This is a genomic window from Psychromonas sp. KJ10-5 (genome assembly GCF_055808325.1).
On the sequence record NZ_CM147864.1, the window covers coordinates 2,571,918 to 2,595,691 of the forward strand.

Sequence of the window (23,774 nt, forward strand, 5' to 3'; positions counted from 1 at the left end):
CAGTAACTTATTTATATCGTCTTTTGATTAACTCGTTCACTCAACTGAGCTGCACTTTCGACTCGCTCAGAATAACGGTCAACCATGTAATCTTTATTATCACGTAGTAATAAAGTAAATTTCATCAACTCTTCCATCACATCCACAATACGATTGTAATAAGATGAAGGTTTCATACGCCCATCTTCTTCAAATTCCAGGAATGCTTTTGCCACCGAGGACTGATTTGGGATAGTAAACATACGCATCCAGCGACCTAGAATACGCATTTGATTTACCGCATTAAAAGATTGAGAACCGCCACATACTTGCATAATCGCTAAGGTTTTACCCTGTGTTGGCCTCACTGCACCAATACTTAATGGCATCCAATCAATTTGGCTTTTTAGAATACTTGTCATCGAACCGTGACGCTCTGGCGAACACCAAACCTGCCCTTCAGACCAAATCATCAATTCACGTAACTCTTTTACTTTAGGGTGGCTTTCATCTTCTGTATCGGGTTGCGGTAAACCCGTAGGATCAAAAATTCGAGTTTCCGCCCCCATTGCTTCTAATAAGCGAGCACTTTCTTCCACTGCTAAACGGCTATAAGAACGTGTTCGTAATGACCCATAAAGTAATAAGATCCTTGGCTTATGAATACCTTCAGTCACTAAAGGTGTAATAGCTAACTTATCTATAGTTGGACTATCAAAAGCTTGTTCGTTGATATTGGGTAGATTTGAATTGGTATTGGACATTTTATTCTCCTAAAGGACCTACAAACTAAAAACACTAAACTAAACGTGTAGACTTCACTCAGCAAAACAAACATAACATAAATAATATATACAAATAAACACATATAAAATCACATCATTAAACCAAAATAAGATAATCCATCCACTTAAAATAATTTATTCAAATTCAGTGGCTTATCTTCCTATCATTATTTGGTGAAAATATAGCGACTGATGCTTTAGAAGGCCAAACAACAAATGTAAAAAATGTAAATTAGCCCTCCAAATAATGGTAATAATTATCATTTAGTTTAAAGTCCGCGCCAGTATATTGGATATACATAAATGGATTAACAAAATCATTATCTAAAAGGAAACTATGGAGCATGTCTAGCAAGTCTTTCAACACCTCAAAATCTCTTTCTCATTTAGCAGTAGGATCAGCGCTGATCACAGCACTATCTCCAACCTCATTTGCCACAGAAGTAGAGGCTGAAGATGGAGCATCGAGCCTTGAAACAATTACTGTAACAGCAGAGTCAGAACAGCAAGGTATTAATAATACCGTTGACTCAACAGCAACAAAAATGAACCTAACATTAAAAGAAACAGGTCGTTCTGTTGTACAAGTATCAGAGAAAGAAATCAGTGATATGGCTGCTGAAGATACACGTGATATATCTGAATATGTTGCAAGTTTCCACACTGAAAGCTCTGCTGCTCGTCGTGTGATTGTTCGAGGAATTGAAACTAATATCGATAATTTTATGGTGAATGGTTTACGTTCATTGCAAGGTGGGGAAACAGGTACAGGGTCACGTTTACCGAGCACTTATAACCTTGAGTCTGCGACTTTCCTAACTGGATCTGATGCAATTTTATATGGAACTGGTGTTGGTGGCGGTATGGTAAATGTCACCACTAAAAAGCCTAAAAAAGAATCTGAAACAACCTTAGGCATTAAAAATCGTTCTTTTGTTTCTGATGACACGGGTTACTTTGAAAGAAATCAAACATCAGTAAATATCGACTCCACAGGAGAATTAGTGAGTGACAAAGTATTGTATCGAATCAATGCAGAGCTCACACCTGATGCTGATGGCTACCAAGAAGGTCGTTCTTATGATGACCAACTAGTTGATGCTTCATTAACTTTCTTAATCGGTGAAGACACAAAAATCACACCACGTGTAGAATATAAAAACCAAGAAAGAGTTGGCGGAAGTGCTTGGACAGATGGAGTATTCACCACTAATTTTGCGAACGGCACATTAGGTGATACCACCAATAGTTACGGTAGTGTTATCAATCGAGGTAGTTACTATGGTAGCCCCTTGGATAAAGGTACAACTGAATCTACTACATTAGAACTCAGTATTGAACACCAATTACAAAATTGGACATTAAATGCTCGAGCTGCCGCTGTTCAAACTGAATCAGAATCTCAAGATTTATACATTAGTAATAGTAGTGCTTTAGGTAACAGTATCGGTGATACCACCTTCGAAAGAAAATGGGTATACGCTAAGGGTGAAGATCAATACGCATTATTAGATATGAATGCTGAAGGCAAGTTTGATACTGGTGAGCTTGAACATCATATGATTGTAGGGGCTAACTTCCGTTATAAAGAAACTAAGTTTATGCGTAACTTCCAAGATAACGCAGAAGCAGTAGGCCTTTATACAATTGACCTTTATGATCCTGATAGTCAGTTATACTCTGCTATGCCTGACTCTTTAAAAGAAGGCGACTTCTCTACCGCTACTGATAAAGAGCTTAATTTATACCTAAAAGATCGTATTTCGCTTAACGACTTTACCCTTGCATTAGGTGTTGGTTTTACTAAATACGTCGGTGAAGAAACAAGCTCAAGTGATGATGCTTACGATCAAGACCTGACTAACTTCATTTATGATGTAGGTGTTGTCTACCGACTTAACCCTGAAATCAATCTATTTGCTTCATACAGCCAAGCTTATGAGCCAGTTGATACTTCAAACCTAATTCAATATGGTCAAGATGGTGTTGAGTATGAGTCAGAAGAAAGTGACAACTATGAAATAGGTGTAAAAGGCGATTTCTTTGATAAGAAACTAGATGCAAGTGTTACATTGTTCTACATTAACACTAAAAATCCAACGAGCACTGAAACCATCGATGGAGAGCGCGTCTTAACACAAGAGTTAGGCGAAGCATTTAGATCAACAGGTGTAGAAGTTGATGCCATCTTCCACTTTAATGACCAAATATCTAGCCGCGTTAGCTATGCTTACACAGATGCACATGATACTTCTGGTGATGATGCAGGTAGACAGGCTAACTATACTCCATATCATGCATTCTCAGTATGGAATAGCTATGCGATGCAAAATGAACCAATGCGTTTTGCCTTAGGTATGCGTGCGGAAGGTTCTCGCAACGATGGTGATTATACTATTCCTGGTTATGCAGAGTTCGACTTTGGTGCTTACTACGAAATGGAAAAATGGGATGTATCACTTGTGGTACGTAACCTATTTGACAAAAGCCGTGTAGTAACTACACCAAACTGGGTTTCAGCAGAAGCCAATGACCCTCGTTCAATCACCTTGGACTTTAAATACCGTTTATAACGGTTAAAATGGGTGGGCAGTAATATTACTGTTCACCCTCATTAACAAAGGTAATATAAAACCTCATGATCACCATTCTAGAAAATGTATTAGATAAAGAAACCTTAGTTAACATCCATAATACACTTACACTAGGAGAATTTTATGCAGGTTCCGACACGGCAGGTTGGGCTGCTAAATCAGTAAAAACTAATCAGCAATGGCAAGCAACGCCAGAATTAGAATCTGAAGTAACTAACGCCCTAACCAGCCAATTGGTTACACACTCAGAATTTTCCACCAGCACTTATGCTAAAAAAATAGCCCCTTTTTTGATTAGTCAAAGCCAACATTCTGGTGGTTATGGTGATCATGTAGATGATGCGTTAATGGGTAGTGAAGCAATACTCAGATCTGATCTTTCTTGTACATTATTTCTTTCCGATCCAGAGGATTACCAAGGAGGAGAATTAGTTTTTTCGTTCGGAGTACAGCAACTCAGTTATAAACTACCCGCAGGACATGCCATTATTTACCCTTCGACATCACTACATCAAGTCACGCCTGTTACTCAAGGAGTAAGGCATGTTGCGGTAACCTGGCTAGAGAGTTACATACGTCATGCAGAACAACGTGAAGTACTGAAAGATCTTGATAGTGCCAGACGAGATATAATGAAACAACAAGGTAAAAGCAGCGCCTTTGACAAAATCAGTAAATCACACGCTAACTTATTACGTTTATGGGCTGAAACCTAAGCTAGGCCGATAGGCAGTAATAAAAAATAGTGAATTTAACCTGTATATCGAAGATAAAGCCAGTTCAAACTGAGGACTCCTGCAGTACTTGCCACTTAAAGCGAAGAGAAAAGTTAAGTAGATATTTAAACTGTTAATTGAAGAGATAACATATAGTTATGTACAATAATATATGTGATAAAGCTTAAGCCGTTCATATTCCACAATCTTTACTCCACCACTAACCCATAAATATTCCTATTTCATCAAGTAATATTTCAATCATAATTTGAGTCGCTTTAGTCTGATATTTACGCTCTTTCTAGACTAAATATGCCTTATACTTTGATTGCTCATACTCTTCAAAAGTACATACCAGTTTTTTATTATCTTTAACAACATTTACAGATAGAGAAGCAATACAATCTGGTTTTGAAGTTGGGACTCGAACTACCGTTGATGTCTTAGACACTGTAAATGATTTATACGGATCAAAAAATGAACTAGCTGATGCACCTTTTGATTACATCATCAATATGCTAGAAGAAAAGTAAAATAAAAATTAGCCTCTGTAAAACACTAATGAGTAACAGAGGATAACTCAATGTTAGTAAAACTCACCTTCTCACTAAACAGCTTGCCCTGCAGCCCAACCACAGCTCCAGCACCAAGCAAAGTTAAAGCCACCTAACCACCCTGTTACATCCATTGCTTCACCTACAAAGTATAATCCTTTAACTGATTTACACTCCATGGTTTTAGAAGAGATAACATCAGTATCAACGCCGCCTAAAGTTACCTCCGCAGTGCGGTAGCCCTCTGTACCGTTGATTAAAGGTTGCCATTGATGGAACAGCTCTACAACTTGTAATAACTCTTTTTCAGTGAACTGTTTTAAAGGGCGGCTTTCAATTTCGGCAATACTTAATAAACATTCCACCACTCGTTTTGGTAAATGTTGTGATAGCAGTGTTTTTAACGCTAATTCGGGGCGGTCTTGCTGGGTTTGAGTCAGTAATAAGTTTAAATCTTCACTTGGTAATAGATCGATTGAGATCGTATCACCAGCTTGCCAATAGTTCGATATTTGTAAAATAACTGGGCCACTTAGCCCTCTGTGGGTGAATAATAACGCTTCACTGAAACTCATTGGACGATCTTTTTTAGTCGCATTCTTTTTAATTGCAGTGGCCGATGCGGGTAAACTAACACCTGATAATTCAGTTAGTTTCTCTTTTTGAGTCGGCTGTAAAGTAAAAGGCACTAAACCAGCGCGTGTTGGTTTCACTGGCAAATTATACTGTTCAGCCAATTGGTAAGCAAAAGGCGTCGCACCTAGCTTAGGTAATGACAACCCGCCTGTTGCAACGACTAATGATTGGCATTCAAAATCACCTTGTGAGGTTTGCAGACTGAAATGGTCATCGCCTAGTTGTTGATGTGTTATTACTTCACATTGCGTTTTGATAGTCACGCCTGCTGCTTGGGCTTCATCTAATAACATTTTTACTATCTGTTTAGCACTATCGTCACAAAAAAGTTGCCCATGATCGCGCTCATGCCATGCAATATTATGTTTATCCACCATGGCAATGAAATCCCATTGCGTGTAACGACTTAAAGCTGATTTAACAAAATGAGGATTACTACAAAGAAAATTACTTGGCTCCACATATAAGTTAGTGAAATTACAACGTCCACCGCCACTCATAATAATCTTTTGACCAATACGCTTAGCATGCTCGATAACCAGTACTTTTCGTCCTCGTTTACCTGCCTCAATAGCACACATTAAACCAGATGCACCAGCACCAATTACCACTACGTCAAAACCAATCACATCAATCACCTAACACTTGTTCATTATCGTCTAAAATTTATCGCACAAGGATACACTATTTGCCATTTTATAAGTGCTTAAATTTACCTATATCGTCACCATAATATAGTGAGAGTTTAACCATAGGAAGGCCTCTTTGAGGATGAACGAAGAAATTACAAAAGAAGGAAAAGTATCGCTAGATGTGATGTTAATGGCCATATCTTTTATAGACAAATATGGCCTTTGAATGTTTCAATACCGCATCAAAGACCATACTTCATATCACGTAAAATTTTAATTAAAGCGTTACCCCTGATTTAAATAACGCTAACTCTCTGATGTTATTTTTTTCATTACATGTTTTTTGACCATTCACTATTTTTATAATTTCATTTAAAAAATCATTTGAAATATCTATCATCTCTCCACCTTCAACGAGTGAACCAGCATTAAAGTCTATCCAGTGGCCTTTTCTTTGGAATAAGTCAGAATTAGTAGATATTTTAACTGTAGGTACAAACCCACCATAAGGTGTTCCTCGCCCAGTTGTAAATAACACTAAATGGCAACCACTAGCAGCAAGTGCCGATGTGGCAATAGCATCATTGCCTGGGGCACTTAATAAATTTAGCCCTGGTGTTTTTAATAGCTCACCATATTTTAACACGTCAACAACTGGGCTATTACCGGCTTTTTGAGTACAGCCAAGCGACTTATCTTCTAATGTACTAATGCCTCCACTCTTATTACCTGGAGAGGGATTCTCATAAATTGGCTGGTTATGATCAATAAAGTACTGTTTAAATTCATTGACCATTGCAACAGCTTTATTAAATATGTCTTCATTAATGCAACGTTCAAATAGGATATGTTCCGCACCAAACATTTCAGGTACCTCGGTTAATACGGTTGTTCCTCCTTGTGTCACTAAATAATCAGAAATAACGCCAAGTAAAGGGTTTGCAGTGATCCCAGATAACCCATCTGACCCACCACACTCCAGCCCAATTCTTAACTTACCTATTGAACATGGACTTCTCTTATCCTGAGAGATAATTTGATAAATCTCATTAATGTGCTCTAGACCTACTTCTACTTCATTCATTTCCTGCTGGGTCACCATAAAATGAATACGTTGTTCATCATAATCCCCCAATAATTCCTTAAGAGGTTCTACTTGGTTGTTTTCACAACCTAGCCCGATGACTAAAACGCCACCTGCATTAGGATGAAGTGCCATATCAGCTAAAATTTTCTTTGTGTTTTCATGATCATCCCCCAATTGAGAGCACCCAAATTGATGAGGGAAAACGTATATGCCATCAATAAGTAACTGCGGGTTATTTTCTATAAAGCGATTAACAATTTGTTGTGATATACCATTCACACAACCTACTGTAGGAATAACCCAAAGCTCATTTCGGATGCCTATTTCTCCATTATTTCTTTGGTAGGCTTGTATCTCTCTCTCTGCGATGTGCGTATCAAAATGTACTGGCTTAGGCTTATATTGGTAATCATTTACATTAGATAAATTAGTTTTAATATTATGAGTGTGCACTATTTGTCCGGATTTTATATCTTCAATAGCGTGGCCAATAGGGCTTCCATACTTAATAATGGATTCTGCATTGTTAATATCTTTTATCGCTATTTTGTGGCCTCTACCAACCATCTCTTTCGCGATCACAGATTGGCCATTAATATTAATAACTTGACCAGTTTCTATATCTTTAAGTGCGATAATAACGTTATCTGTAGGGTGTATATGGGTAAACTGTTTCATATTTTGTCTCTTCTGTTGAACTTCACCTCACCCATTTAAGTATTTTATATTTAAAAACACAACAAAAAGGCGACATACGCCCCGAAAATCCGGTTTTTTATAATAAAAAACCAATAAAAATCCGTTTTAAACGATTTATATCTCGTTATTAGCTATTTTGCATAAGCCCCCTGTTTTTATTACTTAAGATGCCTTCAGTTTTTAAGTACGGCTAGATTAATAAATATTTGAGGCATTATTTACCATGAAAAAATTAAATCGTTCAACTCACACACTGCCGATATATCCAGTCAAGATTATTCAATTTGGTGAAGGTAATTTTTTACGTGCATTTGTAGACTGGCAGGTGGATTTATTAAATGAGTTCACTAATTTTAATGCTGGCATCGCTGTTGTTAGACCTATTAAAGCCAATCATCCTAAATTAGATGAACAAGACGGACTTTATACAGCTTTGATACAAGGAATTAATGAAAAGGGAGATATTGTTTCACAGCCAAGAATTATCTCTTCAATTAATAAAGAGATTCAAGTTTATGGTGAATTTGATTCTTTTTTACGTGAAGCTGAAAATGAGCACTTGGAATGGATTATATCTAATACGACAGAAGCAGGTATTACTTTTGATGCCGAAGATCGTTTAACAGAGGATCCTGCTAAAACTTTCCCAGGTAAAGTTATTCAATTTTTGTTACATCGTTATCACTATTTTTCAGGGGACTTAACGAAAGGAGTTATCTTCTTACCTTGCGAGCTCATTGATTATAACGGAGAACAGCTAAAATCCGCTTTATTACAATATTGCTCATTATGGGAACTAAGTGATAATTTTAAAACCTGGCTAGTCAAAGCCAATACCTTTTGTTCAACATTAGTGGATCGTATCGTAACTGGTTACCCCAAAAGTAACATTAAAGAAATTGAATCTACACTTGGTTATCAAGATGACTTTTTAGTATCTGCTGAATACTTTTATCTCTTCGTTATTCAGGGGCCTAAAGAGCTGAATCAAAAATTATGCCTTGATAAATATCCACTCAACATCAAAATTGTTGATGATATTAAGCCTTATAAAGAACGAAAAGTAGGTATATTAAATGGTCTGCATACTGCATTAGTACCCGTTGCTTATTTAGCTGGAATTGATACTGTTTCGACGGCAATGAATGATAAACAAATCGCAACGTTTATCGACAAACTACTTATCGAAGAAATTATTCCTAGCCTCAACATGGATCAAGACGATCTTGTCAGCTTTAGTAACGAAGTTATTAATCGCTTTAAAAACCCTTATATAGAACATTTTTTAATATCTATATCACTTAATTCATTTGCTAAATTCAAATCTAGAATTCTGCCTCAATTACTGAGCTATATTCAAACCAATAAACAACCACCTAAATTATTGGCTTTCTCTTTTGCCGCCCTTATTTGTTTTTACCTTGGTAAAAGAGGAGAGCAAACCATACCAATAACCGATGAAGAGTGGATCATTAACTCATTTATTGAGTGGGCTCCTTTATATGAAACCAATATACAACAACTTGTCAGCAACGTACTGAGCCTACAAAAAATTTGGGACAGAGACCTTAATTTAGAAAAAGCCCTCACAAATGAAGTCACTAACCTATTAACGAGCATTAAAGATACTGGAATCAGAAATACCTTAAATAAAGAATTTTCAATAAACGAACCACAATAAACAAGGACATGATATGAAAAACTCAATAATCAAAATAGTTACAGCATTGGGATTAAGTTGCGCACTTTCTAGTGGAGTTCAAGCAGCAACAGAAGTCATGATTGCATATGGTAATCAATCGGGTGAACCCATTGATAAAGCGATGCACTTTTGGGCAGATAAAGTAAAAGATAAATCACAAGGTGAAATAGTATTTCGTTTATTTCCATCAAGTCAGCTAGGAAGTGAAACAGAAGTGCTAGAGCAAGCTAAGTTTGGTGCGAATATCATCACAATTAGTTCATACGGTTATTTAATGGATACGATACCTGATTTTGGTGTGATTAATGCACCGTATTTAACACAATCTTTCAAGAAAAAATCTCAATTATTACATACAGAATGGTTTAACGGTCTTGCAAATCAATTAGAAAATAAAGGGCTAAAAATAGTTGTGCCTGACGTTGTTTATGGCACACGCCATTTATTATCTAAAAATAAAGTAACAACACCAGCCGATTTAAACGGTGTAAAAATCAGAGTACAGCATTCACGAGTGGCAATTTCTACTGTAACCGCTATGGGTGCAGTTCCAACACCAATGTCTTTGGCTGATGTTTATCCGGGTATCGCACAAGGAGTCATTAGCGGTGTAGAAAACCCACCAGCTGTACTTTACGGTGGTAAGTTTTATGAAGTGGCGAAGAATTTAAACCTGACTTCTCACTCTAAACATATGTCTCCTTTTGTTGCTGGCACTAGTTTTTGGAATAAGTTAACCGATCAAGAAAGAGAAATAATCATCAGTACAAGTCAAGAAATGGTGGCTTATGGTGCTAAGTTGGTCGAGGCTTCAGATCAAGAGATGATTGAGCAATTGAAAAAAGAAGGTGTAACTGTAAATAAAGTTGATATAGCTGCTTTTGAAGCAGCTGCTCGTCAACAAGTACCTAAAGATTTTTCAGAGTGGACACCTAACCTTTACCTTGATACACAAGCTAAACTGGCAGAAATGAAATAATAAATATTTAGGGCTTAACCGCCCTAATTATTTGAGGAGAAAGGAATGAATTCTGTGACTGAGCCTAGAGCAAGTTTCCCCCCACAGAACAACTATCTATTAAAGAGTATCAGTTTGTTTAACAAAGTGGATCAAATCATAGCTTCATCGTCACTTGCACTTATCGTATTACTAACCGTTTATGGCGTTGTAATGCGTTATGTACTTAATGCACCAAGTGCTTGGGTAGAAGAGGTGTGTTTGGCTTTATTTGTCTGGTTTACCTTTATGGGAGCCAGCGTACTAATGAGTCATCAAGAGCATGTAAACGTTGATTACTTAATAAAGAAATTACCTATTATAGTATATCGCTTCATCAATGACATATTAGTGCCCATAATGATAAGCATTGCATTAATATTCATGCTTTTTTACGGACTCCAACTACTACAAATGTCTGAAAATCGCTTTACTTCTACATTAAAAATACCTTATGCCTACATATACGCAGCGATCCCTGTTAGTGCATTTTTCATGTTATACCACCAGTTTAGAATTTTTATCGTGAAACCATTAATGAATGAAAAGTCAGGAGAAGTGTAATGGATATTATTATTCCAATTATCGCATTAATGATTTTATTTTCATTAGGTGTACCCGTTGCATTTTGTCTATTTATTTCTACATTAGGCTACTTCGTATTAAATGACAGCATACCGTTAGTAATTGTTATTCAAAGATTAGCAGGTGGATTAGATTCTGTAACTTTACTAGCTATTCCTTTTTTCGTTATGGCCGGTGTATTTATGAACCAGACTGGCATCAGTAAAAAATTATTAGGTTTTTGTGAAGTATTGACGGGGCATATGAACGGTGGTTTAGCACAAGTAAATGTTGTATTAAGTACCCTCATGGGAGGGCTTTCTGGCTCTAATATTGCAGATGCAGCAATGGGTTCTAAACTGCTTGTACCACAAATGGTTGCACGTGGTTATAGCCCTGCATTTTCTGCGGCAGTTACTGCAGCATCATCATTAATTACTCCTATCATTCCGCCTGGTATCGCGCTTATTATTTATGGTTATGTCAATAATGTTTCGATCGGAAAACTATTTTTAGCAGGTGTTGTTCCAGGCTTACTTTTATGTGTCATGATGATGGTATTAGTGTCATTTATCGCGAAAAAAAGAAATTATCTTTCAGTACGAGAGAGGCCCGCGACTAAAAAGGAAGTATTCCTCTCTGCTAAAGATGCAATATTAGCTTTATTGTTACCTGTTATTATTATCGGGGGTATTCGATTCGGCATATTCACGCCAACAGAAGCCGGTGCAATTGCTGTTATATATGCATTATTTTTAGGCTTTTATGTTTACAAAGAAATGTCAATAAAGACCATGTGGCAAGCAACCAATGAATCAGTATTAGCTGCTGCCAATGTTTTATTCATCATCTGTGTTGCCTTTGGTTTTTCAAAGTTTTTAACATGGGAAAGGATACCGCAAAATTTAGCTTCTTGGTTAACAGTTGCCGTAGACAGCCCGATTGCATTCTTATTATTAGTTAACTTATTTTTACTAATTGTTGGTATGTTTTTAGAAGGCAATGCGGTGATGATTGTATTAGCTCCACTGTTAGCACCTGTCGCGCATCAATATGGTATTGACCCTGTACACTTTGGTATTATCTTTATTTTTAACAGTGCAATCGGCACCATAACTCCTCCTTTAGGAACTGTTATGTTTACCACCTGCTCTATAACTAAAGTTGCCATTGAAGACTTTATTAAAGAAGTATTACCGTTTTGGTTATTATTAATTGCAGCACTATTAATAATTACCTTTGTACCTGTTGTATCAACTGGTTTACCTAATCTTGTTTTTGGTTAACTAAACCTCACTTATAGTTCAATGAACTGCATTATTTAAGCTCATTGAACTATAATCTGTTATTCAATCTCTTCCGGCAGTAACTCTTGATCTAAACTTCTTCCCATTGTTCGTTTAGCCGTTTGTAAATGACGCGTCAGCTCATTCAAAGCACCGATATCATCTCGCATGACTATTTTCCCTAGAATCAACATATGCTCATCTATCGCAATTTGATTACGAGTTCGTAGGTCTGAATTATTCCACTGATAATGACAATGAAAAACAAAAGAAATGATATCGAAAAAGCTATCCATAAAAGGGTTATCAGCTGCTGACAGTATTAACTTATGTAGCTTACGATCTAATGCGGCAAAATCACGAGGATTATTAATAAGCGTTTTTCTAAAATCGCGATGTTCATTTAGTAATAATTTCGCTTCTGCCCAACGAGAGTCAGTCGTAGGTAAATTCATAAATTTACATAAGGCATGATTTTCAAGCATTTCGCGTAACTCAAAAAGTTTATTGGCATAACTTGGGTCAAACTTTTTCATCATCCATTTTCCTCTATGGATGTTTTCAATTAGCTCAAAACGTGAAAAACGAATTAAATACTCTCTAACAACTTGCGTATCAACATTAGCACTTTTTGCTATTTGAGCTTCCGTAAAAATATCACCCGGCTTAATCTCTTTATTATTTATCGCTTGTGTAAAGTAGTTATCAATTTGACTTATTTGGTTAGCAGATGTTGTTTTTAACTCTTTAATTTCTGTAAATTTATCTTCTTCTTCGGGTTGTCTGGTGACCTGTAATTTAGAACCATTATATTCAAGAATATTATTCCCGATTAAATAATTAATCGTGTATCTAATCGTTGTTCTACTCACATTGTAAAGCTCAGCTAGCGATGTCTGAGAAGGCAAAGGAGACTTAAGGTTGCCCGTAGAAATACCTTCTAATACCTGATTAATTACTATTTTTCGTAAATCTTGATTTCTTCCCATACCCCACCTGATTTTTATAAGTATAAAGTACCGTTACAATTCAGAAAAGTGCGGACTTGATCTCGTTTTATTACCTTTAATGGACATTATCTTATACCCAAGTTGATAATAAATAAACTTTATTACGCAGGAGTATTTATGAAAAGCATTGTGTGTACTGAGCCCTATAAGCTAAGTTATCGAGAAATAGAAAAACCAAAAATCACTGAAAAAGAAGTCTTAATCAAGGTTAATGCGATTGGTATCTGTGGTACAGATATCCATGCCTTCACAGGCCATCAACCTTTTTTTGATTACCCAAGAGTATTAGGCCATGAAGTATGTGGTGACATTACAGAATTAGGTCATTCTGTTACCCGATTTAAAGTTGGCGAACGCGTTTCATTAATCCCATACGTAGCTTGTAATGAATGCCCATCATGCCTTAGCGGCAGAACCAATTGCTGTGAAAACATTTCTGTTATTGGTGTACATGAAAATGGTGGGTTTGGTGAATATTTAGCGATTCCTGAAAGTAATGTATTACCCGTCGGTGATATTGACCCCGTAACAGCTTCATTAATAGAACCTTTTGCTATCAGTGCTCATGCTGTACGAAGAGCAGCCGTTAAACAGGGAGAAAATATTCTGGTTGTTGGTGCAGGGCCTATCGGTTTAGGCGCAGCAGCCATTGCCAAAGCTGATGGAGGAAATGTAGTTGTTGCCGACACATCTCTAGAACGACGCACTCATGTGGAAAAAGTATTGGGTGTCCCTACTATTGATCCAGCAGCTAAAAACTCAGAAGAGTCTATTCGAAAGAATTTCTCAGGTCATCTAGCGCAAACGGTTATTGATGCGACAGGTAACGCAAGAGCAATGAATAATGCTGTTAACTTAATCTGTAATGGCGGTAAAATTGTTTTTGTGGGGTTGTTTAAGGGAAATCTAGAATTTAGCGATCCTGATTTTCATAAAAAAGAAACCACTATGATGGGTAGTCGCAATGCAACTCCAGAAGATTTTAACAAAGTCGTACGCTTAATGTCTTCAGGTGAGATTTCATCTGAAATGATGCTGACTCATACATTTAACTTTTTAGACATTGGAAATACATTCAATGAGCAAGTGGTTGGTAATAAAGATCTATTAAAAGGCGTTATACTTTTATAAATCTTAGTGTGAGTTTTAGTGTGAGTTTAATGAAGAATAAGCTTCATTAAACTCTGCTTATCACTCAGATGCTATACCTCTTATTATATTAATCTACTCTCCTCACGCCTTATCTATCACTCTTTTTACATTTACAATCAAAAATAAGTAATATATTCATACTGAAAGACACCGATAGTTTGAAATAAAATACTGTCATTTTCACTAATTAAAATAATATCATAATTAAAAAATGAATATACGTAGGCTATGAATATAAGGAAATTGATGACTAATATTTACTTAATTCGCCATGGCGAAACCTTATTTAATCAACAGGGATGCTTTCAAGGGCACTCAGATAGCCCATTAACAGAAAAAGGCCAACAACAAGCTTTACAGCTAGTCGAATACTTTAAAGCAATTCCTTTACAACAACTCTATTGCAGTGACCTAGGCAGAGCTCAGAATTCTGCAGCTCCATTAGCTATAACACATCAGCTTACTTTACATACTAGTAAGCGGTTACGTGAGATTAGTTATGACTATTTAGACGGACAACCTAAACTGCAGTTAACATTACAAGATAAACAAAAGCTACAGCGCTTATTTTCTGGGGAACTAGGTTATCGTATTGGTAAAGGAGAGACCTTACAAGAAGTGCAAAAGCGAGTTGTTAATAAGCTAAATGAAATTGCATTATCACACCCAGGTCAATCTATAGCAGTTATGACACATGGATTATCGATTGTGATGTTGCTAAAACAAATTTTGCACATCCCAGTGGATGCACCTCGGCAATTTAATATTCACAATGCTAGCGTCTGTCATCTAACTTATGAGGCAGATCAATGGACACTACAAAGTATTCAACGTAACGATTAACTTTTGAAAAACCAAGCACAAAAAAAGCCACTAAAAAGTGGCTTTGGTAAATCAGTTACGCTTTAAAAGCATTATTCAGCTGTTTTCTTTTCTGTATCTGCCGCTTTCTTTTCAATATCTAATAATTCAACTTCAAAGATAAGTGTTGCATTGGCAGGGATAGAGCCAGCGCCTTGTTCGCCATATGCTAAGTCTGCAGGAATAACAAACTTGTATTTCTCACCAACACTCATTAATTGAACACCTTCAGTCCAACCAGGAATAACGCGGTTTAGTGGGAATTTAGCTGGTTCTCCACGTGCAACAGAACTATCGAATTCTGTACCGTCAATTAATGTACCAACATAGTGAACAGTTACTGTATCTTCAGCAGCAGGTTTAGGACCTTCCGCTTCAGTAATAACAGAGTATTGTAAACCAGAGTCAGTCACTGTTACGCCTTCAGCTTTTGCATTCTCTTCTAAAAATGCTTTTGATTCCGCCGTTGCTTTTTCTGATAACTCTAGCTGTTTTTTCTCTGCAGCTGCTTTAACTTCTGTATCGTATACTTTTAGTGTTTCGATCATCTCTTCATCAGTTAATTTAGAGTTTCCACGTAATGTATCAGTGATACCTTGTAGGATAACTTCTTTATCTAATGTCATGCCGAATTCAGCTTGTTTTTCTAATGTAGTCGAAACGTAACGAGAAAATGAAGCACCGATTGCGTAGGCTGCTTTTTCGTTAGCATCTTTAAAATTCACAGCAGTTGCTTCTTGAGCCGGGGCAGCTGATTCTTGTTCTTGGTTACAACCTACGGTCAATGCAACTGTAGCTGCTAGTAAAGAAACTTTAAAAATGTTTTTCATTGTTACTCCAAATATTAAATTAAAACAGATAGCTTTTGATTTCACTTCAAAAATTGTAAAGCAGTATCTAAAACAGTTAACTTATACTAACCTTATAGCTGTTTACCAACAAAGACAATTTAATCATGCAATTAGCTAATACTTTTAAATCCCTTTTACTCGTAAGCACCCTATTTTTAACTGCTTGTGAGCAATATCCACAACCTTTACAGCAATTTGAGCATGCTGCAGAGGGAGCTTTCAGTGCGGAAATCTCCGATAATGGAGATTATTCGCTTATATCTTCCATTCACCATGGTATCAGTTTATGGGACAACCGAAACAATAAACTATTGTTCAACTGGTATCACCATCAAAATCAAGAGAATGACGTTTTTATTGTGCGTTTATCTGCGAATAATAGTGTTGCCTTAACCGCTAGCCGAAATGAGTTTGCGTTATGGGATACCAAAACAGGAAAATCTCTAGGGTTTTACCAAGTATCAGATTCCCCGATACGCGATATTCAGCTATCAGAAAACGGCAATGTTGTAGCTTATGGACAGGTTAACGGTAAGTTAGTTCACATTAATTTACGGTCAGGACGCCGCTTAGAAGCGCCATTACACCGAGAAAAAGTGAATAGTCTCGATATGTCTAGTAATGGTCGTTATGTTTTATCCGGTGGTAACGATCACCAAGCCTTTTTATGGGATACAGATACGGCACAAGTGTTACAACGCTTTGAGTTTGATCAACGAGTTAGCTTGGTAAGATTAGAGAAGGATGGGCGATTTGCTTTTATTGCAGATACTCAAAAAGCGTCTCAAATCTGGAATTTACAAACAGGTAAGTTACAAAGTACACTTATTTATAAAGCCCGCCAATCAATTTTCTCTACGGTACGCTTTATCCAAGATGGGCAATACTTGTTAACCGGTAATGCTATCCAATCGGTTAGCCTGTGGGATACAAACACAGGCCTTAAACGACAAGAATGGGCTGTTAGCGCAAGAAAAGAGACACGTCCTAAAACAGCTGTAGTATACTCTGCTTCATTATGGAGCGATTCAGAAATTGCGACTGAAAGCTCCGCAGGCTTATTAGAAATTTGGCCATTAGGCCCTTTATAAGAGACATCATGACGAATAAACAAAGTGAATTAGAAGAACGCATAGAACAATTAGAAATGAAGGTTGCTTTTCAAGAAGACAATATCGACACACTTAACCAAGAGATATTTGAACAGCAACGCCGTACCCAGCAATTAATTGAACAAGTGGCCTTATTAGCAGTAAAACTAAAAGAAAGTCAGCCTAATCAGCTGGCGTCAGAAAAAGAAGAGATGCGACCACCTCACTACTAAACACTGCCAAAACTCGCTCAATTATCACTGACTGACAACCCCTTCAAAAAGTCAGTGATAAAGGCTCATTAGCTTGCTCAGTAAAGTAATCAATGTAATCTAACTTTACTTTTTCTCCTAGTACACGTCCTTGATTCACTTCAATATGCGTAAAGCTAACTGTTTTAGCATCATCACGAAACATTTTCACCGAACACTTCCCAGATTCACCTTGATGCTGGTGGTATTGAATATAATCATCGATACTGGCCGTTTGCACATTAATAACATTAAGGAAGTGCTTTTTACGGTAAGCTGATACTGTCTCGAAATCCACACCTGAAGAGGTTACTGGAAGCGAGGAGTCTAGTGTTAACGGTGAATGACTTAGCACCTTCCCATCCCATATATACTGTTGAGCTCCCCCATGTTGTTTGTTTGATGATAAATCACCATCAAAAACACACAATTGGAAAGCTTGAAAACAACTCAAGTCCATAGTTATTAACTGTTGGTGGACCTGCCGAACATTCTCTAATAAACGAGGGATAATAACGCCACGGCTAGTGAAGTTTTTTAAGCTTGGATCAATTTGCGCTTGATAATAATTAAGCAGAGCTAAACTAACACCACTTTGATGTACTGCTATCCAAGTACCTCCACCTGTTGGGTCAATTGGATAAACAGCATTTAATGCATCATTAGCAATGGGAGCGATCGCTTGAGGTCTAGCTCGTTGTTCATCTCTATTAAAAAATAACTGATAACCTTGTTCAGATAATCGATAAGTTAATGTACACATTATCTAACCTGCACGTAAAAAGGTCGCCGTTGCAGGAGCAATACCTAAATCACGTTCAATATCGACTTCTTGAACTTGTGCAATATGTTTAATAGTCGCTAAATGATGAACTGTATGGCTACCCACAAAAATAACTTCTCGAGCAAGAGTTGTATCTACAGTAGCAACTTGCTTATCGACAACCGAAATCTCAGTAGACAATTTAACATTCGTTGCAAGTTGCTCCGGGGTTAAGCTTTGTAAAAACAAACCAATATCTTGGATTGCAGCTTGTGCAGCTTTTGGGCAACTTTCAACAACACCACCACGACTGCGTTTGTCGTAATCGATTAAGCCGTCTGAAAAGCCATTAATGACAGACTGGTAATGGTCTAATATATGACGCATATGTGCGCCTGCAGAGCTCATAAACATCGGAGAAATGATTTCTGTATACTGAGCTTCTGTCACTGCTGCTAAATAAGTATTAGCTTGTTGTAGTATGACAAGTTGGCTTTCTATCATTGGCCAAACATTCCTTCAAATTAAATAATATAAGTTAGAGTACAATGAGTACTTTATAGTTCAATTGTAACATGGCCACACTTGTTTATTTATCACAAAGTCATAACATCGAAGGAATTTACACTATTCTTTCTTTTATCAAAAAATTTAATGATTGAATAAATTTAATTGATCTATTTGCCCATAACTATCCCACCCTATTTTTGCATCAGTGCTGTTAATAGGTGGTTTACTGTTATTAGAATAAAGTCCATTCGCTTTATATACATGACTGTTATAAATAACAAAGTCACCTGCTTGATATTCTTTATTAGGGTCAAAATAAAGCATTTCACTGATTGCAACGCTAGGCGTTACAATGGTCGGAAATAGCGCTTCAACTTGTTGTTCGAATTGTTCTGATATCACCGTCATCAGATTAATTTGTTGTGTATAAACAACCCGCTGAACTTCCCCTAAATAATTAGACCAAGATATATGCAAATTAATTTCTTTAAATTGATTATTCGCATTAAAATCGCTGGATACATTAGTAATTTCCCATTCAATAGAGAATATTGTATTGGACAATTGTATATCAGTTTCTATTTTATTGTGTAGAGCCAGTATGTCATTAGGGGTATTTGCACTTAATAGAGCTTCTAATTTACTAGTTGCTAATGAAATAGCTGACGCATGTGCAATATTGTTATTTTGTTGCTGCGAAATTTTTATTTGTAAACCACTCATATTCAATGCGGTTAAACTGACAATAATTAGTGACACTAATATCTCCACAAAAGTGAAGCCCTGTATGTCTTTGACCATTAAAAATCCCTCCATGTACCTGCGACTAATTGATAATGACTTGCCGAAGGGAGCACCGCGATTTTTTGATACAAGGTTTTCAATACTTGTTTATCATAACGCACGGACAAATCATCAGATGTCAGCCTATTGCCTCCTTCTAATGATTGAGTATAAGAGCAACTGTATTCACTTAATAACGCTCCATTTACTGTTATACCTGAAAGGTTCACTGCCTGTTGTTGATTAAGTTGTTGGCTACTTTGTTGTAAACCATCTTGGGATAAAAGGTGATCACTGCTATCTATAAGCGTTTCACTATCAGGTAACAGGTACAACATACCAATCACAGTGCTTTGTGTATCTTGAGGGGCTATAAATGTACCTCCTTCCATAAACACCATTTTAGGAGACTCGGTACTTCCGACTGTAAAATGCTGCTCTCCTGACAATGGACTAGAGGCAACATCTAACGGGCTGATTTGACAGTCCCCTTCGATATAAATAATAGAAATGGTCTCTTCTAACTGTGATAACTGATGCGAACAATCCATGGCATTGCCATAACGCATATCAATGTAAGCGACCTGCTCAGATTCAATAAAATGTTGTTTTGCATCTGCCCAAGTAACAGCAAAAGTACTCTCGAATAATGAGCGACTGTTTTTGATGTCGTCAATTGGAGAAATTTGATCGAAGATAGCATTACTAAACGATGCCGCATTTCCCCATTGTTGTTGTTTAACCTCTTGTATGCGCGATGCCCCCTCTACATCAACTAATTCACCATAAACCGCCTGCTCTTCCACACCTTTATTATCAGGGCATAAAGCAAGGTTTTGCTCATTTAAACTCACATCCGGCTGACTAGTAACAATATTATCGGCAATATTACCCGGAGATAAACACTCATCAGGGGGGACACCTTCACATCCATCATTAATCGTATCTGTTGAATTGAGACTCAAACGGCCATTACTGAGCAAGGGAGCATTGGGGAGGTCAAAATCGACATCATAATAGACTTCTAAAGATATAATTCTAAGCGCAGATTTATCACTAGAATAACCCGTTGATGAAATTGCTAATTTATTATTGGTTAGGCTGGTTACGCTCACTTCATAAGTTAACGAAAGGTGATCAGGAGTAGAATAAGTGAAGGGTAATTGGCTTAACATTTCATGCGCATTGATGGGGGAAGTTAATTTGTTCAATACCAAATTAATACCTGACTCTGCGTTAATAAAGGCCTCACTATTAGTATAGTAATTACTCAGTACTTTATTATCCATGAGTTGTAAATAAGCCATATTGGTGGTGTAGGCGATACTTGCAATGCTTAATACCATCACAATAGTTAATACCGCAAAGCCACGGTGTTTGTTGTCCATAACTTCTCTCCAGTGCTTTTGCATCCCACACTAAAGAGACTAACGCTTTCTCCAATACCCAATGACGTTTTATGCTCTTCTGTGGTGTTCATTAAGCGTAGCCACAAAAGCATAATATACGAGTGATAAAGTAAAAAATATTTGATGTTTGGTTTACTTTTTTCTTGATATTGATCTCAAATCTACAGCTAACTCAATGAGTATTAACATTTATTTAACAACATAGGCCTATCTCACAATAACGATTTTATCTGTCATTTAGAATCAAGTGATAAATGATTAAAAAGCATTAACCTTTTAAGTAATGAATTTTACGTAATAACGGAGCGAGCAATGAGCGAAAATAATGTTTACCCAGTTTCATCTGAAGCAGCCAAGAAAAGCTTATTAACGAACGATCAGTACCTATCTGGTTATGCTGAATCAATCGAAGATCCTGAAAAGTTTTGGAATGAAAAAGGGAAAATTTTAGATTGGATTACCCCTTACACAAAAGTAAAAAACACCTCATACGCACCAGGCCAAGTTAATATCAAATGGTTTGAAGATGGCGAATTAAACGTTTCTGTTAACTGTATTGACCGTCATTTAGCAACACGTGCAGATCAAATCGCACTTATTTGGGAAGGCGACACACCAGATCAAGACGCTAATATCACTTTTCAAATGCTGTACACACAAGTATGTCAATTCGCGAATGCATTAAAATCATTAGGTATTAAAAAAGGTGATGTAGTTTGTCTATATATGCCTATGACACCAGAAGCAGCCGTTGCGATGTTAGCTTGTACTCGTATTGGTGCAGTCCACTCTATTGTTTTTGGTGGCTTTTCACCGGATGCGATTGCAGGTCGAATTATCGATAGCAACGCAAAATTAGTGATCACTGCAGATGAAGGCCGCCGTGGAGGCAGAACGGTTCCATTGAAGGGGAATGTTGATGAAGCATTAATGCGCGATGGAACAAACTGTGTTGAACACGTCATTGTCTTAAAAAACACTGGTGCAGATATTAATTGGCAAGCAGGTCGAGATATTGACTGGACAGAGATAACCGACGCTCAACCTGCAGATTGCACACCAGAAGTAATGAATGCGGAAGATCCATTATTTATTCTCTATACCTCTGGCTCTACCGGCACACCTAAAGGTGTACTGCACACCACTGGCGGATACCTTGTTTATGCCGCAATGACCTTTAAGTATGTCTTTGATTATCAAGAAGGTGATATTTATTGGTGTACTGCAGATGTAGGGTGGATAACGGGCCACAGTTATTTAGTCTATGGACCATTAGCGAATGGCGCGACAACATTATTATTTGAAGGTGTTCCTAACTACCCTACTACAGCACGAATGAGTGAAGTAGTAGATAAGCATAACGTCACATTACTCTATACTGCACCGACCGCAATTCGCGCATTAATGGCAAAAGGTGATGAAGCAATTGCTGGTACCAAACGCAGCTCATTACGCATACTTGGCTCAGTTGGTGAGCCGATTAACCCTGAAGCTTGGCAATGGTATTACGACAAAATAGGCGATAAACGTTGTCCTATTGTTGATACTTGGTGGCAGACAGAAACAGGCGGTATCTTAATTACCCCATTGCCAGGCGCAACAGACCTAAAACCAGGATCGGCAACACGACCATTCTTTGGTGTTAAACCAGCTCTTGTAGATAATGAAGGGAATATTTTAGAAGGGGCTGTAGAAGGTAACTTGGTGATGCTAGATAGCTGGCCAGGCCAAATGCGCACACTTTATGGTAATCATGATCGCTTTGAACAAACTTACTTTTCAACCTTCGACAATATGTATTTCACTGGCGATGGTGCTCGTCGAGATGAAGATGGTTACTATTGGATCACAGGTCGCGTGGATGATGTATTAAATGTTTCAGGGCACAGAATGGGAACGGCAGAAATAGAAAGTGCATTGGTATCGCACCCTAAAATAGCAGAAGCAGCTGTTGTAGGTGTTCCCCATGAGATCAAAGGTCAAGGCATTTATGCCTACGTTACACTAAATTCAGGAGAGTACTCTTCTCCAGAACTGTACGCAGAAGTAAAACAATGGGTTCGTAAAGAGATCGGTGCTATCGCAACCCCTGACATTTTACATTGGGCTGAAGGATTACCTAAAACACGTTCAGGTAAAATTATGCGTCGAATTTTACGTAAAATAGCCACAGGTGAAAGCGATCAGCTTGGAGATACATCAACGTTAGCAGATCCAAGTGTCGTGGAGCAATTGATTAAAGAAAATCAAGAGATCCAATAAATATAGCAATGAGAAGTTAAACTTTGTACTGACTCTATTCTTATTTAGAGCAGAGCTTACTGATAGCCAACAAGACACTTTACCGATAAACTCCTCGATAACCTACCCGTTATCGAGGTGTTTTTTTATTAGGTAAAGACAAAGGAGTAAGTAGTGAAGGTATTAGTATTAAATGGCCCAAATCTCAATTTATTAGGCAAACGTGAACCAGAAGTTTATGGTAGCCAAACACTCAACGATATTATTGAAGGCCTACATGCAGAAGCAAAACCGTTAAATATAACGCTGTCACACTTACAATCAAATCGTGAATATGAACTCATTGAAAAGATTCATGAAAGTGCAGGTGAAATAGACTTTATTATTATCAATCCTGCTGCATTTACTCATACTAGCGTAGCAATAAGAGATGCTTTATTAGGTGTCGCTATTCCCTTCGTAGAAGTACATTTATCTAATATCCATAAACGTGAAAAATTTAGACATCACTCTTACCTTTCAGATATTGCATGTGCAGTAATATGTGGGATGGGTGCACAAGGTTACTCGTTTGCTTTACAAAGCGCATCACGATTTTGCCTGTCTAAAGGTCAGTAATTT

21 protein-coding genes are annotated in these 23,774 nt (G+C 37.2%); 12 read left to right on the forward strand and 9 right to left on the reverse strand.

Translation table 11 applies throughout. The annotated features are described in order from the left end of the window. Positions 1-11: 11 nt before the first annotated feature. Positions 12-743 (reverse strand): arsenical resistance protein ArsH, encoded by a 732-nt coding sequence (gene arsH / locus AC0L3W_RS11330; protein ID WP_409438855.1) that lies wholly within the window; start codon positions 741-743, stop codon positions 12-14. A 365-nt stretch (positions 744-1,108) separates the two neighbouring features. Between arsH and AC0L3W_RS11335 the strand changes: the two genes are divergently transcribed. Both AC0L3W_RS11335 and AC0L3W_RS11340 read left to right on the forward strand, forming a co-directional pair. Continuing rightward, a complete protein-coding gene (locus AC0L3W_RS11335) occupies positions 1,109-3,337 on the forward strand; it encodes a TonB-dependent siderophore receptor (RefSeq protein ID WP_409438854.1) in 2,229 nt (742 codons plus the stop codon). 65 nt (positions 3,338-3,402) lie between these two features. Beyond that, on the forward strand, positions 3,403-4,074 hold the full coding sequence (locus AC0L3W_RS11340; RefSeq protein WP_409438853.1) for a Fe2+-dependent dioxygenase: 672 nt from the start codon (positions 3,403-3,405) through the stop codon (positions 4,072-4,074). 607 nt (positions 4,075-4,681) lie between these two features. Here the strand turns inward: AC0L3W_RS11340 and AC0L3W_RS11345 are convergent. Then, positions 4,682-5,893, reverse strand: a complete 1,212-nt coding sequence (locus AC0L3W_RS11345; RefSeq protein WP_473573030.1) for a BaiN/RdsA family NAD(P)/FAD-dependent oxidoreductase — start codon at positions 5,891-5,893, stop codon at positions 4,682-4,684. Between the two features lie 280 nt (positions 5,894-6,173). Continuing rightward, positions 6,174-7,661, reverse strand: coding sequence for a UxaA family hydrolase (locus tag AC0L3W_RS11350; RefSeq protein ID WP_409438852.1), 1,488 nt, complete (start codon positions 7,659-7,661; stop codon positions 6,174-6,176). A 244-nt stretch (positions 7,662-7,905) separates the two neighbouring features. Between AC0L3W_RS11350 and AC0L3W_RS11355 the strand changes: the two genes are divergently transcribed. From AC0L3W_RS11355 to AC0L3W_RS11370, 4 genes are read left to right on the forward strand one after another with little or no spacing between them, the layout of a single operon-like run. Next, positions 7,906-9,363, forward strand: coding sequence for a tagaturonate reductase (locus tag AC0L3W_RS11355; protein ID WP_409438851.1), 1,458 nt, complete (start codon positions 7,906-7,908; stop codon positions 9,361-9,363). 13 nt (positions 9,364-9,376) lie between these two features. Beyond that, positions 9,377-10,363 (forward strand): C4-dicarboxylate TRAP transporter substrate-binding protein, encoded by a 987-nt coding sequence (locus AC0L3W_RS11360; RefSeq protein ID WP_409438850.1) that lies wholly within the window; start codon positions 9,377-9,379, stop codon positions 10,361-10,363. 45 nt (positions 10,364-10,408) lie between these two features. Then, on the forward strand, positions 10,409-10,945 hold the full coding sequence (locus AC0L3W_RS11365) for a TRAP transporter small permease (RefSeq protein WP_409438849.1): 537 nt from the start codon (positions 10,409-10,411) through the stop codon (positions 10,943-10,945). After that, positions 10,945-12,231: a TRAP transporter large permease gene (locus AC0L3W_RS11370; protein ID WP_409438848.1), complete on the forward strand. Its 1,287-nt coding sequence runs from the start codon at positions 10,945-10,947 to the stop codon at positions 12,229-12,231. The genes AC0L3W_RS11365 and AC0L3W_RS11370 overlap by 1 nt, the downstream gene beginning before the upstream one ends. Positions 12,232-12,290: 59 nt before the next feature. On the opposite strand, the gene AC0L3W_RS11375 is transcribed toward AC0L3W_RS11370, so the two are convergent. Further along, entirely contained in the window at positions 12,291-13,220 is a 930-nt protein-coding gene (locus tag AC0L3W_RS11375) for a GntR family transcriptional regulator (RefSeq protein ID WP_409438847.1), read from the reverse strand. 138 nt (positions 13,221-13,358) lie between these two features. Between AC0L3W_RS11375 and AC0L3W_RS11380 the strand changes: the two genes are divergently transcribed. Together AC0L3W_RS11380 and AC0L3W_RS11385 are read left to right on the forward strand one after the other, a co-directional pair. Beyond that, a complete protein-coding gene (locus AC0L3W_RS11380) occupies positions 13,359-14,372 on the forward strand; it encodes a zinc-binding alcohol dehydrogenase family protein (protein WP_409438846.1) in 1,014 nt (337 codons plus the stop codon). Between the two features lie 267 nt (positions 14,373-14,639). Further along, on the forward strand, positions 14,640-15,236 hold the full coding sequence (locus AC0L3W_RS11385) for a histidine phosphatase family protein (protein WP_409438845.1): 597 nt from the start codon (positions 14,640-14,642) through the stop codon (positions 15,234-15,236). A 71-nt stretch (positions 15,237-15,307) separates the two neighbouring features. On the opposite strand, the gene fkpA is transcribed toward AC0L3W_RS11385, so the two are convergent. Continuing rightward, positions 15,308-16,084, reverse strand: a complete 777-nt coding sequence (gene fkpA, locus AC0L3W_RS11390; protein WP_290039426.1) for an FKBP-type peptidyl-prolyl cis-trans isomerase — start codon at positions 16,082-16,084, stop codon at positions 15,308-15,310. A 125-nt stretch (positions 16,085-16,209) separates the two neighbouring features. Here fkpA and AC0L3W_RS11395 point away from each other — a divergent pair, with 125 nt between their 5' ends. Beyond that, positions 16,210-17,196 (forward strand): WD40 repeat domain-containing protein, encoded by a 987-nt coding sequence (locus AC0L3W_RS11395; RefSeq protein WP_409438844.1) that lies wholly within the window; start codon positions 16,210-16,212, stop codon positions 17,194-17,196. A gap of 8 nt (positions 17,197-17,204) precedes the next feature. Then, a complete protein-coding gene (locus tag AC0L3W_RS11400; RefSeq protein ID WP_290039428.1) occupies positions 17,205-17,429 on the forward strand; it encodes a SlyX family protein in 225 nt (74 codons plus the stop codon). A 43-nt stretch (positions 17,430-17,472) separates the two neighbouring features. On the opposite strand, the gene AC0L3W_RS11405 is transcribed toward AC0L3W_RS11400, so the two are convergent. From AC0L3W_RS11405 to AC0L3W_RS11420, 4 genes are all read right to left on the reverse strand, one after another. Beyond that, the gene (locus AC0L3W_RS11405; protein WP_409438843.1) at positions 17,473-18,210 is read right to left on the reverse strand and encodes an NRDE family protein; all 738 of its coding nucleotides are present in this window, start codon (positions 18,208-18,210) and stop codon (positions 17,473-17,475) included. A 3-nt stretch (positions 18,211-18,213) separates the two neighbouring features. After that, entirely contained in the window at positions 18,214-18,714 is a 501-nt protein-coding gene (locus AC0L3W_RS11410; protein ID WP_290039430.1) for a DinB family protein, read from the reverse strand. 147 nt (positions 18,715-18,861) lie between these two features. Next, positions 18,862-19,521 carry a type IV pilus modification PilV family protein gene (locus tag AC0L3W_RS11415; RefSeq protein WP_290039431.1) on the reverse strand — a complete coding sequence of 220 codons (660 nt, stop codon included), beginning with the start codon at positions 19,519-19,521 and terminating at the stop codon, positions 18,862-18,864. Further along, positions 19,521-20,891 carry a hypothetical protein gene (locus AC0L3W_RS11420; RefSeq protein ID WP_409438842.1) on the reverse strand — a complete coding sequence of 457 codons (1,371 nt, stop codon included), beginning with the start codon at positions 20,889-20,891 and terminating at the stop codon, positions 19,521-19,523. Before AC0L3W_RS11420 ends, AC0L3W_RS11415 begins: the two co-directional genes overlap by 1 nt. Positions 20,892-21,224: 333 nt before the next feature. On the opposite strand from AC0L3W_RS11420, the gene acs reads away from it, so the two are divergent. Together acs and aroQ are read left to right on the forward strand one after the other, a co-directional pair. Continuing rightward, entirely contained in the window at positions 21,225-23,174 is a 1,950-nt protein-coding gene (gene acs / locus AC0L3W_RS11425; protein ID WP_409438841.1) for an acetate--CoA ligase, read from the forward strand. Between the two features lie 153 nt (positions 23,175-23,327). After that, complete coding sequence (aroQ, locus tag AC0L3W_RS11430) at positions 23,328-23,771, forward strand: type II 3-dehydroquinate dehydratase (protein WP_290039434.1); 444 nt, start codon at positions 23,328-23,330, stop codon at positions 23,769-23,771. Positions 23,772-23,774: the final 3 nt, after the last annotated feature.